General features: G+C 69.7%; 12 protein-coding genes. 5 read left to right on the forward strand and 7 right to left on the reverse strand.

The window, feature by feature from the left end:
* Positions 1 to 1,074: PAS domain-containing sensor histidine kinase (locus FL311_RS19670; protein ID WP_141327020.1), on the forward strand; the 1,074-nt coding region annotated here is incomplete at its 5' end.
* A gap of 16 nt (positions 1,075 to 1,090) precedes the next feature.
* Here the strand turns inward: FL311_RS19670 and FL311_RS19675 are convergent.
* Complete coding sequence (locus FL311_RS19675) at positions 1,091 to 1,840, reverse strand: SDR family NAD(P)-dependent oxidoreductase (RefSeq protein ID WP_141327022.1); 750 nt, start codon at positions 1,838 to 1,840, stop codon at positions 1,091 to 1,093.
* A 70-nt stretch (positions 1,841 to 1,910) separates the two neighbouring features.
* On the opposite strand from FL311_RS19675, the gene FL311_RS46140 reads away from it, so the two are divergent.
* A complete protein-coding gene (locus FL311_RS46140) occupies positions 1,911 to 2,486 on the forward strand; it encodes a TetR/AcrR family transcriptional regulator (RefSeq protein ID WP_141327024.1) in 576 nt (191 codons plus the stop codon).
* A gap of 9 nt (positions 2,487 to 2,495) precedes the next feature.
* Here FL311_RS46140 and FL311_RS19685 read toward each other — a convergent pair whose 3' ends face one another.
* The 3 genes from FL311_RS19685 to FL311_RS19695 all read right to left on the reverse strand — a co-directional run bounded on the left by FL311_RS19685 (position 2,496) and on the right by FL311_RS19695 (position 4,616).
* A complete protein-coding gene (locus FL311_RS19685; RefSeq protein ID WP_141327026.1) occupies positions 2,496 to 2,936 on the reverse strand; it encodes a VOC family protein in 441 nt (146 codons plus the stop codon).
* 753 nt (positions 2,937 to 3,689) lie between these two features.
* Positions 3,690 to 3,962: a hypothetical protein gene (locus FL311_RS19690; RefSeq protein ID WP_141327028.1), complete on the reverse strand. Its 273-nt coding sequence runs from the start codon at positions 3,960 to 3,962 to the stop codon at positions 3,690 to 3,692.
* Between the two features lie 129 nt (positions 3,963 to 4,091).
* On the reverse strand, positions 4,092 to 4,616 hold the full coding sequence (locus tag FL311_RS19695) for a hypothetical protein (RefSeq protein WP_141327030.1): 525 nt from the start codon (positions 4,614 to 4,616) through the stop codon (positions 4,092 to 4,094).
* A gap of 707 nt (positions 4,617 to 5,323) precedes the next feature.
* On the opposite strand from FL311_RS19695, the gene FL311_RS19700 reads away from it, so the two are divergent.
* The 3 genes from FL311_RS19700 to FL311_RS19710 all read left to right on the forward strand — a co-directional run bounded on the left by FL311_RS19700 (position 5,324) and on the right by FL311_RS19710 (position 9,354).
* Entirely contained in the window at positions 5,324 to 5,899 is a 576-nt protein-coding gene (locus tag FL311_RS19700) for a DUF1629 domain-containing protein (RefSeq protein WP_141327032.1), read from the forward strand.
* A gap of 117 nt (positions 5,900 to 6,016) precedes the next feature.
* A complete protein-coding gene (locus FL311_RS19705; protein WP_141327034.1) occupies positions 6,017 to 8,590 on the forward strand; it encodes a glycoside hydrolase family 15 protein in 2,574 nt (857 codons plus the stop codon).
* A gap of 68 nt (positions 8,591 to 8,658) precedes the next feature.
* Positions 8,659 to 9,354, forward strand: a complete 696-nt coding sequence (locus FL311_RS19710) for a DUF1643 domain-containing protein (RefSeq protein WP_141327036.1) — start codon at positions 8,659 to 8,661, stop codon at positions 9,352 to 9,354.
* Positions 9,355 to 9,411: 57 nt separating this feature from the next.
* Here FL311_RS19710 and FL311_RS19715 read toward each other — a convergent pair whose 3' ends face one another.
* From FL311_RS19715 to FL311_RS19725, 3 genes are all read right to left on the reverse strand, one after another.
* Positions 9,412 to 10,113: a hypothetical protein gene (locus tag FL311_RS19715; protein WP_141327038.1), complete on the reverse strand. Its 702-nt coding sequence runs from the start codon at positions 10,111 to 10,113 to the stop codon at positions 9,412 to 9,414.
* Between the two features lie 90 nt (positions 10,114 to 10,203).
* A complete protein-coding gene (locus FL311_RS19720) occupies positions 10,204 to 11,487 on the reverse strand; it encodes a hypothetical protein (protein ID WP_141327040.1) in 1,284 nt (427 codons plus the stop codon).
* 1 nt (position 11,488) lies between these two features.
* Complete coding sequence (locus FL311_RS19725) at positions 11,489 to 14,248, reverse strand: TonB-dependent receptor (RefSeq protein ID WP_141327042.1); 2,760 nt, start codon at positions 14,246 to 14,248, stop codon at positions 11,489 to 11,491.
* Between the last annotated feature and the right edge of the window lie 87 nt (positions 14,249 to 14,335).

The following is a 14,335-nucleotide window of genomic DNA, read 5'->3' on the forward strand; positions in this document are numbered from 1 at the left end:
GCGCTGGGCGAGGTGCTGCTGGAGGTGAACGCGCTGGGCGACACCTTGCGCGAGCAGCGACTGGGGGCGCTGGAGGCGGGGGCGCTGCTCGAGCAGGTGATGGAGGAGATCGACGTCACGGTGCTGGCCTTCGACGTGGCGGGGACGCTGCGGTTGGTGAACCGGGCGGGTGAGAAGCTGTTGGGCCAGTCGCGCTCGCAGTTGATGGGGAAGGGCGCGGGCTCGGTGGGGCTGGCGGACCTGCTGGAGGGCCCGGCGCCGCGCAGGCTGTCGCGCACCTTCGCGGAGGAGGGCGGGCCGTACGAGCTGCGGCGCGGGGCGTTCCGTCAGGGCGGGTTGCCGCATCACCTGGTGGTGATTGCCGATTTGCGGCTGGCGTTGCGCGAGCAGGAGCGCGAGGCGTGGCGCCGGCTGGTGCGCGTGTTGAGCCATGAAATCAACAACTCGCTGGCGCCCATCCAGTCCATCGCGGAGGCGCTGCGGGACACGCTGGTGATGGAGCCTCGGCCGCCGGACTGGGAGGACGACGCGAAGAGCGGCCTGGGAATCGTTGCGAGGCGCTCGGAGGCGCTGGCGCGGTTCATGTCCGCGTACGCGCGGCTGGCCAGGCTGCCGCCGCCGGTGCTGCGAGGCGTGGAGGTGGACGGGTGGGTGCGGCGCGTGGCGGCGCTGGAGCACCGCAGGGCCGTGGCGGTGCGGACGGGGCCGTCGCTGGTGGTGCGTGGGGACTCGGACCAGCTGGAGCAGTTGCTCATCAACCTGGTGCGCAACGCGGTGGACGCGGTGCTGGCGGAGCCGCGCGGTGGCGACGTCTGGGTGTCGTGGGCGGTGTTGTCGCCGGGGGCGGTGGAGGTCTGGGTGGAGGACGAGGGCCCTGGGCTGGCGGACACGGGGAACCTGTTCGTGCCGTTCTTCACGACGAAGCCGCAGGGCAGCGGCATCGGCCTGGCGCTGAGTCAGCAGATTGCCGAGGCGCACGGTGGCACGCTGCGCCTGGAGAACCGTCCGGAGGGACGCGGGTGCCGGGCGCGGCTGCGGCTCCCGCTGGAGGGGCGCGCGGCGATGGTGGGGTGACGCGTGCGGGGGCCGCTCAGACGGCCATCGCTCCGCCATCCACGTGCAGCTCGACGCCCGCGATATAGCTGCTCTCGCTCGAGGCGAGGAACAGCACGGACCGGGCGACCTCCTCCGACAGGCCCAGGCGTCCGAGCGGAATCATCTGCGCCACCATCTCCTCGCTCCCCGGGCGCTTGTCGAGCCAGTCCCGCATCGACGGCGTGTCGGTCGCTCCCGGTGAGATGACATTCACGCGGATGCCCCGGTCCTTCAGCTCGCTCGTCCAGGTTCGCGCGAACGAGCGGACCGCCGCCTTGGAGGCATTATAGAGCGCCTGGCCGGCGAACCCCTTGCTTCCACTGGCCGAGCCGTTGAGGACAATGGCCCCGTTCGCCGCCAGGAGCGGCAGCGCCTTCTGCACGGTGAAGAGCATTCCGCGGACGTTGGTGCCGATGATGCGGTCGAAGTCCTCCGCTCCAATCTCTCCCAGGGGGCGCGGTCTGTCGTCGGAGATGCCGACGTTGGCGAACACGACATCCAGGCGGCCGTGGTCGCGCGCGATGCGCTCGTAGAGCCTGTCCAGGTCGGCCAGGTTCGACGCGTCTCCCTGGACGCCGACGGCGCCATGGCCGATGTCCCTCACCGCGGCGTCGAGTCGCTCCTGTCGACGTGCCGTCACGTACACCCGGGCCCCTTCGGCGGCGAAGGCCTTGGCCGTCGCGAGGCCAATCCCTTCACTGCCCCCGGTAATCGCCACCACCTTGTTCTCGAAGCGCCTGAGCATCGCGGGTTGCTCCTTGCTGTAAGCGGAGGATTGCTCCGCTTGATATACGGAGGTAGCCTCCGCTTTGCAAGTGACGAGAACCAAGCGACCTGCCACCGAGGACTCTTCTCCGCTTCGTGCCGATGCACAGCGCAACCGTGAGCGCCTGCTCGCGGCTGCGGAGGAGGTGTTCCTGGAGCAGGGGGCGGACGCGTCGCTGGACGATGTCGCCAAGCGCGCGGAGGTGGGAATCGGGACGTTGTATCGCCGCTTCCCGACGCGGGAGGCGCTGGTGGCCGCGATGTTCGACGACCGGCTCCTGTCGGTCGTCAAGGCGAGCCGCGAGCGGGACAAGGGGGCGGACCCGAGCAGCGCGCTGCGTTCCTTCCTCCACGAGTTCACGGCGCACACGAACGTCTATCGCGGGCTCGCGGCGTCGTTGGGGACGGTGCTCCGATGTGGCACGCCGGGGGGGCAGGCCATCGCGGAGGAGGGGCAGCGGTTGCTGGAGCGCGCGCAGCAGGTCGGCGCCGTCCGGCGGGGTGTCTCGTTCGACGACCTGGTGTGTGTCACCACCGCGGTTTCGTTGGCGACCTCCGCGGAGTCCTCGAAGGCGAGCATCGTGCGGCTGGTGAACCTGTTCCTGGATGGAATCGTCGTTCGCTGATGAGGGGCTTCAGCGGAGCTCCTCGGCCAGGGCGACGATGATGCCCGAGGGGCCTCGGAGGTAGCAGAGCAGGTAGAGGTCCTGGTAGCGGGCGACCTCGCCGACGAGCTCGGCGCCGTGTTTGCGCAGGCGGGTGACGGTGTCGTGGAGGTCATCGACGGCGAACATGATGCGACGCAGGCCCATGATGTTGGCGGGCGCGTTCTTCGGCTCGCCGTGGGTTGCCGCGGGGTGGTGGAACCTGGTCAGCTCGAGGCGGGTCTGGCCATTCGGGGTCCGCATCATCGCGATGTCGACCTGGACGTTCTCGAGTCCGACGCAGCGGTCGACCCAGTCACCGGCGACGGGCATCTCGCCCTCGAGCTCCAGGCCCAGCTCGGTGAAGAAGGCGATGGCCGCCGGGAGGTCCTCGACGACGATGCCAATGTTGTCCAAGCGCTTGACGGTCATGTGCTCGTCCCTGGGGTGATGGGTTCTCGCGGGGCAGCATCGCTCAGGGCGTTCCGGTGTGCGGTGCGAAGATGTGTGTGAGTCGTTGCCCGGTGGGGGGGGCGTGCGGATGCAAAGGCAAGAGTGGTGAGAGGGTGGGTCCCGGGGGACATGATTGTCAGGCTGGCACGCCTGGCTGAGGATGAGGGTGGCTCGAACATCCCTGGCTCGCACAGCTCCACGAAACGGGAGGGCTGCCATGAAGTGCTTGAAGTCGTGGGTTTTGGCCTGTGCTGTGAGTCTGGTGATGGGGTGTGGAAGTCCGTCGACCGGGGTCGCCGTCGAGGGCGAGGCGCTGGAGTCGTCCTCGCATGAACTCGCGGTCTGTACCGCGCTCTGTTCCTCGGGCTCGGTCAGTTGTCCGGCGGGGACTTCGACGTGCACGACGACGGACTACCAGGGCGTGACGTGCGACGGGGTCTTCACTCCGTGCCCCTCCGGGCCACCTGGATGCATTGATGATACGCCCTGCAAGTTCGTGCACCGGACGTACTGCTCTGACGAGGAGACGAGGAGGAGGTGCTGTTATCCGGTGGATGTTCCTGGAAGCTGCATCTGCTTGGGACGATGGCAGTGCGACCCGGATTGGCCGTAGCCGGTTCGTCTATATGTGATTGAGTCTGGACACCTCGGGTGGGCGATTCGAGTGCTCGCCTGATGTGTCTGTCGCAGGCTCGCCGCGCGAGAAGCCACGCGGCGAGGAGCAGGCGACGCTCAGAAGCCGCAGCAGGTGATGTACTGGTCCTGGCACACGGCGCGGCACGCGGCGTCGCCGTCGCAGCCGGCGACACAGGCGACCCGGGCTGGTCCGCAGTACGAGGGACACGCGGCCGTGGGGCCCGGAGGCACCAGCTCCTGTGCGGTGCGCGCGGCGACACAGACCTGCTCGCTGGCTTCGAGGCTCGTCACCTCTGCTCCGCTCGTGGCGACGACGCCCAGCAGGCCCACCAGCATCACCACCGCGGACATGAACACCTTGTTCAGCATGGGGCTTCCTCCAGGTTGTGTGGAACCGCGCCTGCGCTGCCTCACGTGAGCCCGAGGGACTCACGCGTGACAGGCGTTGCGTGCATTCCAGCACAGAGCCCTGCCCTGGAGGGACGGGTGTCCGGAGACTCAGGCCACCTGGGGGCCGGTGTCGGGCGGGGCGTCGTAGGTGGGGGTGAGGTCGACCACGTTCACGGTGACCAGGTGGTAGACGATGACGTTGCTCACCCAGAAGAACATGGCCGCGTAGTGCACGTAGATGAGCGGCGAGCCCGGCCACACCTGGAGGGGATGGTTGAACACGTTGGCGGCCATGTAGCCGCCGAACCACTCGCCCATGAAGCACGCCACGGCGCCGATGCCCACGCGCGTCCAGACCTTGATGCGGCGCGGGTAGAACCAGAAGTAGTGCAGGGTCCACAAGAGGCCCACGCACCCGGCCCACAGAATCATGCTGCCGAAGGAGAACCAGTGGTACGGCGACTCCGGGTAGTGCCACCCCCAGTCGCCGTTCATCCATCGCCAGGCCACGTTCTGGGACAGCTCCATGAACCAGAACAGCGGTGCCACGTAGAGCACCTGCGTCATGAGGACCCTGAGGAAGCAGCTCAGCGTCTTCCAGAGCCTCACCGTGGACCCGTCGAGCGAAATCATGCCTTTGTCCCCCCCCGTGTCTCGGCCTGGTTGACCGAGGGCCGTGCACTTCACAGAACGCAAGAAGTCGCATGTCTTGAGACGAACGTGGGCGACAACCCGTTGTCTCCTGACGACACGCCGTTGCGCGCGGATGCCGCGATGCACGGCGCGCCCTGTGTCACGCGTACGTGAAACCCGAGGGGGCGCGGGGGCTTACGGTGTCTCGATGCGAGAAGGCGCCGTGCGTCAGAAGTCGCGGCTCAATGTCCGTGGAGGGCGATGGGCCGGGGACGAAACGCGTGGAGCAGGTCTGTAGCTCATACCTGGGTGTCGCGCGGCGGCTGGTCGGCGCTGCCTGGCGCGTTACGCGCACTGCCTTGCTTCCAATGTGGATTGCTGGACATCCCATCCTCGCCCGTGGGCCACGCGTTGGAGGGACTGGTGGCAGTGAGGATGCGCGGTCGAATGATCCGAGCGCCGATGGCGCAGTTCCGGCCATGGGCTGGACGTTCATGAGGACATGGACCTTCAAGATCCATTGGATTGTCATGGACCTTGGGTGGTGGAGGTCTTCCGGCGGATTGACCGGGCGACGAGGCGATGCGGAGGCGCGGAGCGCTGTCGGGCCCTGCTGGTGGAGGAGCTTGTCAGGATCGCACAGGACCTCATAAGGGACGGGTCCGAGCTGAGAAGGCTCCTGGTGCAGGGAACCTGAGAGTAGGGACATGGCACAGCGCTACTTCGACCTGAGCATGGACGAATACGTCAAGGGACGGTGGTACCTCGACGACCCGACGTCAGTGACAGGTCAGGCGTTGGAGGATGTCTGGATGTTCTCGGATGGGCGGCCCATCGCGCCACAGGCGCAGCTGAGAGTGCCCATCTCTCGTCCAGGCATACCGCTCGATATCGAGTTTGCCGGAACGGGGTTGGCACCTGTCGTGAGCGGGCGTGTGGCGTCCATCTTCCGCGAGATGGCACCCGACGATGTCCAGTTGTTCCCGGTGGAGGTCGAAGGAGAGTCGAGCCCCTATTTCATTTTGAATGTCGCTCGGACCATTCGCTGTATCGATGATGCAGCTTGTCGTGAGGTGCAGCTCTACACCGCGGACGACAAGCTGCATGCGGACCGGGTGGGCGAGTACCGGTCGGTCATCGGTCTGCGAATCGACCCAACGAAGGTCGCGAATGCCCGCGTGTTCCGACCCTGGGGATGGCCCGCCGCCCTGATCGTCGACGAGGAACTCAAGGACGCGCTGGAGGCGAACGGTATCTCGGGAGGACGGTTCGACGAGGTCTGAGCAGCCTGGCAACTCGTCGCCGGAGCGGACCACCGTCACGGGTCCACGGGCACCCGTGACACAGGGAAGCGACGTCCCCGGTTGGCCTGGGGCGGGAAGCACTCCAGAATCGGCGGCATGAAGCGTCTCCCCCACCTGTGTCGTGCCTCCGCCCGGGCCTTGACCCTCTTCCTCGTTCCCCTGCTGTGTGGCCTCTCCATCGAGGCTCGCGCCGAGGTCGCGGTCCAGCGCACCTTCACCAGGCTCGCCTCCTCCAACGGCCACGGCGCCGTGATGCTCGACCTGGAGCAGAAGAAGGTCTCCCACTTCCGCGAGCACCTCTTCGCCACCGAGGAGCCCGTCATCGACGGCGTGGGCAACGACGTCTTCGTCCGCGGCCAGCCCCAGGTCGTCCACGCGCGCGATGTCCTCTTCGACGCGTTCTTCGGCCTGCGCTCCGGCGGCTCCCAGCGCTGGCTGAGCGCCCAGGACGTCGACCTGGACGCGAGCGGCTACGCCCCCTGGGCCACCGGTGAGAACGGCGGCACCGGCCTCGCTCGCATGGTCCAGCGCGTGGGCACCCTCGAAGTCACCACCTACGTCTTCGCCCCCCAAGCCGTCCCCCACGCCGCCTTCGTCATGGCCCTGCGCGTGCGCAACACCGGCACCGCGCCCTCCACCGGCGTCAGCGTCTTCTCCCTCCAGAACTTCCACCTGGGCTTCGGTCGCCCCGGCGTCATGTCCGACATCGACGAGAACGGCGAGACCGTCGAGCTGAGCGGCAACGACTTCGTCGAGAAGGGCTTCGCCGGCGTCGTCGTGGGCCGCCCCCTGGGCACTGTGGCTCGCAAGTCCGCGTGGAACTCCACCGCGACGGGCACCGCCAACGGCTACAACGTGGTGCAGAGCGGCGGTGGCCAGGACCTGCAGGACTTCACCGCGCAGCCCTCGGCCGCCAAGGGCTGGGCCACCGCCTACCAGTTCAACCTGGGTGACATCGCCGCCGGCGCGGAGAAGTGGGCCGGCGTCGCCTTCGTGCACTTCGGCAACCCCGAGGGCTCCGCCACCGCGCGCCAGTGGCTGTCCGACTACGTGGGCACCTCCGACGCCAAGGCCCTGGTCGACGCCGAGGTCGCCCGCTGGGCCTCCTTCCAGACCGACACCGTGAAGGTCCCCTCCGGCCTGTCCGACAACGAGGAGACCCTGCTGCGCCACTCCGCCGTCGTGATGCACATGGCCCAGGTCCGCTCCAGCGAGGCCTGGCTGCGCGAGTTCCTCTCCCGCGACGGCGAGCCCCGCGCGACGCGCTTCAAGGCCCCCAATGGCTCACCGGCCACGCTGCCCGGCTGGGTGAAGCACGCGGGCAAGGGCGCGGTGCTCGCGAGCCTCCCGCCCGGACAGTGGACCTACGCGTGGATTCGCGACGGCGCCTACGCGGCCGCCGCCATGGCCACGCTGGGCATGAACACCGACGCGCGCGAGGCGCTGTCCTACTACCTCAACGCGGACAGCGGCCGGTTCCAGAACTGGCGCGAGCTGCAGCCGTACTCCATGCCGCCGTACATCATCACGCTCACGCGCTACCACGGCTTCGGCGTGGAGGAGACGGACTTCAACGAAGCGGGACCGAACATCGAGTTCGACGGCTTCGGGCTGTTCCTCTGGGCGCTGCGCCACTACGAGCGCACCACCGGAGACGTCACCCTCGTCGACCAGACGTGGCCCACCGTGTCCACGAAGGTGGGCGACGCGCTGGTGGCGCTCATCGACCCGCAGACGGGGCTCATCCGCGCGGACTCGTCCATCTGGGAGACGCACTGGAACGGGCGGCAGCGCGCGTGGACGTACACGAGCCTCACCGCGGCGCGCGGCCTGTGTGACGCGGCGGCACTGGCCGAGCGCGTCGGTGACACCGAGCGCGCCACGCGCTACCGCAACGCCGGCGAGTCCATCCGCCGCGCGATGGCGGAGAAGCTGACGGACCACAACTTCGCGCTCGGCTCCAACCTGGAGGAGGTGCGCTCGGGTCGCGGCTACTGGGACGCGGCGGTGCTGGACGCGTTCGCGTTCGAGCTGTTCGACCCGGCGGGGAAGATTGCTCGCGAGACGATTCGCGGACTGGACCTGCGCCTGTCCTCTCCCGCGGGCGCGGGCTGGTCGCGCAACGATGACCGCTATGACCACACGGGCGGCGCGGACCTGAGCCCCTGGGGCGGCGAGTACGACAGCGCGGAGTGGGTCATCGTGAGCCTGCGCGGCGCCATGGCGAAGCGGATGGCGGGAGACCCGGAGCGCGCGGAGCGGGTGCTCAAGTGGGTGACGGACCAGTCGCTGAAGAACTACCTCGCCGTGTCCGAGACGTATGACGAGCTCAACGGCACCTACAAGTACAACTCCCCCATGGTGGGCTTCGGCGCGGGGGCGTATGCGCTCGCGCTGGCGCACCGCGCGGAGGGCACGGCCGACCCGGCGTGCGGCGCGTACCTGGACGAGAGCACCATCACCAAGACGCCCGACGCGGGCGCTGGCACGCCCGACGCCGGCCCGGGGACGCCCGATGCGGGCAACCCCGGTCAGCCCGACTCGGGTTCGTCCGAGGAGCCCCAGGTGACGGGCGGTGGCTGCAGCGCCACGGGCCCTGGCGCGATGGCGCTGTGGCTGATGCTCGCGCTGGCCGGTGTCACCGCGCTCACGCGCCGTCGGCGGGCCTGAGGCTCGCGTCAGTGCGCGCTCCATTCCGCGCGGATGGAGCGCGGCGAACCCCCCATCAGGGAGCCGCCATGAAGCGCCTGAAGAACCACTACGCCTGTTGGGGTCTGTTCCACGATTGGGATGATGCGCGCGCCGACTTCCAGCGGCGAGCCGTGCTCGAGATTCGTGCAGGCAAGCCGTCGGTGCTCGCTCCGCTCCCGCCCGAGAAGCTCGCCGAGCAGCCTGAGGCGTTGGTGGTGATGATGAATCCGGGCTCATCGGCGCCGAAGCCAGGCTTCGGTTCGCGCGAGCATGCGGGGCTCCTGGTGCCCACCAAACCCGACGCGGTCCAGTACCGGATCATGCGTGTCATGGAGGCCGTCGGCATGACCCATGTGCGGGTCGTGAACCTGTCCGATGTTCGCGCGGCCAAGAGCGCCGACCTGTTCGCGCTCATCAGCAAGGGCGCGACCCACGCGGACCTGGGGTGCGTATTCGCAGAGGCGAATGCGGCGATTGGCACCGACTTGCTGGGCGCGCCGCTCGTCATCTGCGCATGGGGCTTGGACAAGCGGCTCGCGTCGCTCGCAGTCGAAGCGCAAGCCTGGGTCGACGCCCAAGGTGTCGCGACCGCGGGTTGTCGCAGCGACGAGGAGACGGACTTCCCCGCGTGGCGTTATCCGAAGCCGGTTCGCAACTGGGCACTGGCGCGGGCATGGCTGGAGAGCGTGACGGAGCAAGTCTCGGCGCTGTACGCGTCCACGCCGACTTCCGCTCAATCCTGACGACTTCCTCGCCGAGCCTCGTCGGGTGCGACGAGGCGGTGCGGTGAACCGTGAAGCTCAGCGGCGCGAGTCCTTGCGCGCCTGCGTGCGCCGGTTGCGACCCCGGACATGCGACGCGCGGCGCATGGAGCCGAAGCCCTGCTGCTTGCGAGCCCCGCCCTTGCGACGCTGGGCCTTCATTTCGCGCACCGAGCCCGTCGCGGTGCGACCTGCGGCGCTCATGCGGCGCACGGGCTTGCGCCCACCCACGGCTCGCGTCGTCGCGCCCGTGCTCGTCGCGCGCATGCCACCCGGGGCCCGCGTCGCCGTGCCCGCGCGCGTCCTCCGCACCCCGCTCGGGGTCCGCGTCGCCGTCCGAGTCCTCCGCGTACTCCCACCCGCGGCCCGCGTCGTCCTCCGGGCCCCCGTGGCCTTCCTCGTGACACGGGCCCGCTTGGCCATCATCGCCTCCTGGCGGTCCAGCATCGCCAGGCGCTTCTCGAAGCGCATCAGCGCCTGACGGAAGTAGGTGGCCTTGCGCCGCGTGTTCGCGTTGCCCTCGGCGCGCTTGGAGCGCGTGGGCGTGCGCCTGCCCAGGGCCTCGCGCCGCTGACGCGTCGCCAGGCCGTCATACTTGTCCATCAGCCGCCGCGCGCGCTGGATGCGACCTCGCAGCTCGCGGCGGGACAGCTCCATCAGATTGTGGGGCGCGCTGGCGAGCACGAGCTGGGCTTCGTTCTCCGTCAGCAGGGACATCTTCTTCTCGGGCGTCGTACGCAAGGGCCTGCTCCTTCGAGGCAATGTGGACTACCTCGCGCAACGTCGACACGTGTCCCCCGGGCAGCAACCTGCTCTCCAGGGCGATGGCCCCTACTCGAACACCGAGAGCTCCGAGAGCGCGGAGATGGGAATCGTCCACGAGCCTCCTCCCGCGAACACCCGCAGGCGCACGAAGCGCACCGGCACCTCCCCCGTCAGCGCCACCTCGACGAAGCGCGCCGGACGCTTCAGGTCCAGCGGCCCATCCCCATAGGGGCTGTCCTCCGCCGTGTGGTCGAGCGCCGTGGAGAAGCTCGGGTCTCGTATCTCGACGTCGTCGTAGTTCTCGTACGGCGCGCTCCCCAGCGTCGCCCAGCTCCCTCCATCCAGGCTGCCCTCCACCTGGAAGAGGAGCTGGGGCGTGGCGCTCGAAGGCAGCTCCACCTCCCGGATGACGGCGTGCCGGGGACGGATGGGGGCCTCCCACTGGAGCACCACCTCGTTCACGCCGGAGTCCACCGCCCCCTGCGTGGTGCGCACCTTGCGCAGCGAACCATCCGTGTACGGGCACAGCTCGCCCACGGGAGCAGGCGTGCACGCGGCCCCTCGGCTCACGGGATGCAACGCGCCCACGGGCACGGGCACACGCGGGCCTCGCCACTCCACGCGGAAGGACACCGTGCTGTCATTGGAGGCCAGCGGACGGAAGATCCACGTGCCCAGGCTCGCCGCGCGCACCTGCGCCTCCACCCCGGCGAAGTCCTCCAGTTGATAGGGATTGGGACGCCAGGGCGCCGCCGCGTCATGGACCTCCCAGAGCCTTCCTCCCGGGCCATGCAGCTGGACCACCGGGTAGGGCGTCCACGGCTCGAGTGCCACCAGGTCCGGCGAATCGCCCGTCTCCCATTGCAGCAGGCGCCCCGAGGGCGGAAGCGGCGGCACCGGCGGCGCCGCGTCGAACGACAGCGCGAGCCCCTCCGCGTCCCGCCCCACCGTCAGGTGCGGCGCCCACGGGCGCAGGGGAGGAATCTCCACGTCGTCCTCGAAGACGAAGGACGTGTAGACGCCATGCCCTTCCTCGAGCGGCGCGGCCAGCCGGAAGCGGTACTGCGTCCGCTCGTACTCCCCCTCCTCCAGGGCGTCTCCGTGGAGCACCTCCAGCGTGACCTGGCCCCCACCCTCGCTGCGAGCCTCCGTGTAGGGCTTGAAGCCCTCGTTCTCGGGGTGCTCGTAGCTCGGCTGGCGCGTGCGCTCCAAGGTCACCGTGACGTCGGGACGCGGCGAGCCATCCAGGTGTTGCAGGAAGCCGTACACGAACACCGGGTCCTCCGGCTTGCGGTCGCAGCCCATGGCGAGCAGCGCGGCGAGAGGCAGGCAACGAAGCAGTCGCGGCATGTCAGTACGTCCCCTTCGCGCCGAGCAGCGGCAGGATGATGGGAAAGCGCGTGGGCTTGCGCTCGGGGCGCAGGGCCTCGTCGAAGCCGTAGTCGTACGCGAACACCTCCTGCCGCGCGGACACGTTGAGGATGTCCAGGTACGCGTCGAGCGTGAAGTCCTCCATCGCCCAGGACTTCGCCACGCGCAGGTCCACGCGGAAGAACGCGTCCAGGCGCTCGGCCTTGTCGCGGTCCTGTCGCACCCAGCTCTGCGTCCCGTCCGCGTCCGTCACCAGGCGCTGCGTCAGCGTGGTGATTTCACCGGACTCGGGGCGGCCGGTGTTGAAGTGCACCACCGTGCCCACCGTCCAGTTGTTGCCGAGCTTGTAGCTGAGCGCCGCGTTGAGCACGTGCGCCTGCTCGAAGGCGAAGGGCAGCGTGCCCTCCACCGTCTCCACCACGCGGTCATCATCCCCGTACCGGTCGAAGCGCACGCGCCGCTTGCTCTGCAGGAAGCTGTAGGAGACCCAGCCGAACCAGTCCCGCCCCAAGGGGTGTCGCGCCATCAGGTCGATGCCGTACGCATACCCGCTGGCGGACGGGTCCGGCGTGTCGAGCCCCCGGCGGCGGCGGTTCTCCACCACCTGCCGCAGGTCCAGCTCCACCGTGCGATTCAGCGGGTTGTAGAAGACGTCGCCGCTCAGCTCCAGGCCCTCCATCGCCTTCCACTCGGCGCCCACGTCGAACTGCAGGCCCTCCTGGAGCCCGTGGCGCAGGCTGGACGTGTCCACGGCGGGCAGGTGCACCAGCACCGTGGGCGTCTGGTGGAAGACGCCCGCGCCGCCCTTGAGCACGAGCGCGTCCGTGAGCTGGTGCCGCACGGTGAGCCTCGGCTCCGCCACCGTGTGGTTGATGCCGGGGGACAGGTGGTAGTTGTCCACGCGCACGCCGGGCTGCACCAGCCACTGGGGTGCCGGCAGCCACGTCGCGGAGAGATACGCGCCGGAGAACATCGCCAGCGAGGACGGACTCTTGAGCGGGTCCGTCGTCTCGCCGGGCCGGCTGCCGGGAGGGATGCCGGTGCCCCGGATGTCCGTGGCCGCGCGCCGGTGTTCGAGGTCTCCGCCGATGGCGAGCTCCAGCGTGTTGCTCATCCGCCGCTTCCAGCCCGCGCGCGCCGCGAAGGTGAGCTGTTCGAGCCCGTACTCACCGACGTCCTGGTAGTCGATGGCGCCGCTCGCCGTGCGGAAGGACTCCTGGCCGGTGAACCCCAGCGCGTCCGTGCCGAAGGTGAAGCCCACCTCCGCGTCGCCGCCCGCGAGCGGGTGCGTGCCGCGCAAATCCACGCGGTGGAAGCGCGAGACGATGCGGCCCCCCGTCATGCCCACCCAGTCGAGCGACGGCGAGGAGCCCACGTCGTCCGAGCTGCCCAGCGCGAACAGCCGCAGCCGCCCCTGGCCCACCTTCTGCTCGACGCGCGCCTGGTAGTCCCAGAAGTCGGCGTGGAGCTTCTCCGTCTCCGCCGAGCTGAGCAGCTTGGAGCCCAGCGTCATCAACAGCGCCGAATAGCTGATGCGCCCCGCGACGCTGACGGAGGTGCCGGTGCTCTCGAACGGGTACTCGATGAAGCCGCCGGCGTTGATGGGGTCCACCGAGGCGGTGACGTGCAGCCGGTCCTCGCGCGGACGGCTCAGCCGTCCATCCACCGCGCCGCCCAGCAGCCGGCCGTACTGCACCGGCGGCGTGCCCGGGAAGAAGTCCACGGTGTCGATGAAGTCCGGGTGGAGCACTGCGGGCCCGAGCATCAGGTGGTACAGCATGGGGATGCGCACGCCGTCGAGGAAGAAGCCCGTGGCCGCGGGCTGGCTGCCGCGCACCACCGGGTAGCTGATGCCCGAGGCGAGGCTGCCCACGCCGGGCATCAACATCACCACGCGGAACGGGTCTCCCAGCGTGCCGGGCACTTCGCGCAGCTCCTGCTCGTGCAGCGTGATTCGCGTCACCTCCGTGCGCGGGCGCTCGTCGCGCACCACCGTCTCGTACGGATTCACCCGGCCGGCCTGCAGCCGGTAGATGACCTGGAGCGCCTGCCCCTCCGACAGCGTCTCCTCGAACGTGCCCGGTTGATGTCCCGGCGCGCGCACCTCCACGCGGTGGGCGCCGGGCGGCAGCGCCAGCGTGAAGCGCCCGTCCGCGTCCACGGTGCCCGAGGGCTCGGTGGCGCCGTCGACGAAGAGCGTGGCGTCCGCGAGGGGACGGCGCGTGCCCCGGGCCCGCACCTCTCCGGAGAGGCTCGCGGTGGAGCGGGGCACGGGTGCGGGCGGCTCGAAGCGATAGACGAAGGGCAGCCGCACCGCCACCGGCGCGCCGGCGAGCACCGCGGGCGTGAAGCGCAGCCCCGCCGCGGCCTGGCGCGCGGCCTCGGTGAGCCGGGGCTCCTGGGGCGCGGCCACGACCTTCACCTCGGCCACCGCGCCCTCCACGTCCACCAGGAGCTCCAGCGTCACCTCGCCCGGCGTGCCCTCCAGCCCCTCGGGCCAAGCGGCCGGGGAGGGCGTGACGAGCGCGGGCGGCTGGAGCCGGGCCTCACGGCCATCCTCGGTGACACCCAAGCGCTCCGCGTCGTCGGCGGAGAGCACGGTGCCGCCGTCGCTGGCCTGGAGCTGGACCTCGATGGCGCGCGCGTCCGACGCGGGCGAGGGGACACCCTGGGCGTGCGCGAGGACGGACAGCGTGGTGAGCACGAGCAGCGGGAGGAAGACACCGCGTCTGGAACGCATGAGGCCCCCTTCAACACCCGATGACCGCGGAACTGTCACTCCGGCGAGTCCTCAGGTGGGCGCAGCCTCGCCCCGTCCCTCCGGCGC

It is taken from the genome of Myxococcus sp. AB025B (assembly GCF_006518215.1).
GTDB classification, from domain to species: Bacteria; Myxococcota; Myxococcia; order Myxococcales; family Myxococcaceae; genus Myxococcus; species Myxococcus fulvus.